This window comes from Gellertiella hungarica (genome assembly GCF_014197145.1).
GTDB classification, from domain to species: Bacteria; Pseudomonadota; Alphaproteobacteria; order Rhizobiales; family Rhizobiaceae; genus Gellertiella; species Gellertiella hungarica.
This window is the reverse complement of sequence record NZ_JACIEZ010000033.1, coordinates 1-1,917: the sequence shown is the minus strand read 5'-3', so window position 1 is coordinate 1,917 and position 1,917 is coordinate 1. Positions and strand designations below refer to the sequence as shown.

Annotated in this window: 1 protein-coding gene; it reads left to right on the top strand. The window is 55.0% G+C overall.

Annotated features, from left to right (window positions below; all coding sequences use genetic code 11):
* Positions 1-568 precede the first annotated feature (568 nt).
* Positions 569-1,819: an AAA family ATPase gene (locus GGR23_RS22960; RefSeq protein WP_183368614.1), complete on the top strand. Its 1,251-nt coding sequence runs from the start codon at positions 569-571 to the stop codon at positions 1,817-1,819.
* The last annotated feature ends 98 nt before the right edge of the window (positions 1,820-1,917 follow it).

The window sequence follows — 1,917 nt, the reverse complement described above, 5'->3', positions numbered from 1 at the left end:
CTTCTCGAAAGTCATGACACGGTTCCTTCTCTGAGTTGCGCAGAATGATCTTAGCATCTCGCGCGACGGGTTCGGAGGGCCGTCCACATCATCAAATTGGCAACCCGACATACTTCAGGCGGCCGCTAAGCATGCTTTAACCTCGACCAATATAACGGTGACGTCCTACCCTGACTCTGGACGCCGACGAGATAGCGATGACGAAGCCCTGGCCTTGCTCAAACGATCCCGCGTACTGGTGTTCTGCAGCGAGAGCTGGGAGGCGGACCCCCGACTCCAGGTCGCTGTAACGCGACGCCTTCGTATTGAGGTTGGCTCTGCCGACCAGTTTCGTTCGTTGTCTAGGCTGATAAATTGCGGAGATTTGCCTGATGACTGCTTGAAGGAGATAGCTTCAGTACCATCGGATTATATAGATGGGGTGTTCCGCAGAAACGCTAGCGCGAGCGCCGCGATCTCAAGGCTGCGTGCCATCCGGCCAGTGGCGGCTCCTTCCCGAATACTACCGCTCCACACGCACAAGGGCTTTGGACCGGCAAGCGCTTGGTCGCGAGAACTTCAGAGAGATTTGCAGGAATACAGGCTTGGGAAAATCCCTTGGGCCGATGTCGACAAGGGTGCACTCCTTTACAGTCCCCCGGGAACCGGCAAAACCAGCTTCGCTCTCGCCCTTGCCAGCGAGTGCCAACTTCATCTTGTCGCCACATCTCACGCCGAATGGCAAGGAAGCAAGGATGGCCATCTCGGCAGCCTTCTTGCGGCGATGCGCAAATCTTTCGCGCAGGCGAAGAACAATGCGCCATCATTGCTATTCATCGACGAATTAGACAGCATTGGCAGCCGGAACGACTTTACCGAGTATAGGGATTACCAAATCCAGGTTGTTAATGGGCTACTTCAGGCCATTGACGGGATTGAAGGCCGCGAGGGTGTCATTGTGCTGGGAGTCTGCAATCAACCTGACCGGATTGACCCGGCGCTGTTGCGAAGCGGTCGCTTGGAGCGAAAAATACATTTTCCATTGCCAGACGCCAGAACGAGACTAGACATCCTGAAACATTATTTTCCTTCGTTATCACACGACGAAATGTTGCCAAGCGTGGCGGGTCGACTTGCAGGACGCACAGGTGCGGACATCGAGCGGTTATCACGTGAAGTTCGCAGAGCTGCAAGAGCGAGCAGACGTGACGTGTCGATGGATGACGTGATTGCGCTACTGCCTTCCATGTCTATCCCTGACGAAGCTGATCTTTTCCGGGTCGCTGTGCATGAGGCCGGTCACGCAATTCTCGCCGCCCATTTAGAAGTGGGTACGGTAGTATCGGTTGAAATCTATGATTTCGAGAACTCCTTCCCGCCAGAGGGGACCAACTGGGGGCGAACTGTGACCAGAGTTCAAGCATCGGGCGGTTTCCAAAGCCGTGGTTCGATGTCGGATAATATCGCCATGTTGTTAGGAGGCATGATCGCAGAAGAGATCGTTTTCGGCGACCGCACGACATCGGCAGGAGGATCGAACGAAAGCGATCTCCATTCCGCGACCCGGATGGCGACTGAGATGATATCGATGTTCGGATTTGGCGAATCGCTTGCCTTTAATCCGGGGGCGGTATCCGAGTTCGACAGAGGAAATCTCTGGCGGGATACGATCTCCCGAAATCAAGTGAATGCAATTCTGAGTGGGGAGTACGAGCGGGGAAAGCAAATTTTATCGTCTTCCAAGCCCCTTCTCCTTGCCGTCGCCCTGGCGATCAAGGCTAATGGGAGGCTACTGGGTACCGACCTAGCGAACCTCATGCAGAAATCAGAGCGGCATTAGGTAGCTGGAGTGCACCCCGTTTCACCGGACAGGTCGGCTAGTTTGATTTAGCCCTGATGAACTGCCGAGGGGAAGCCATCTTGAGCGCGGAATGGGGA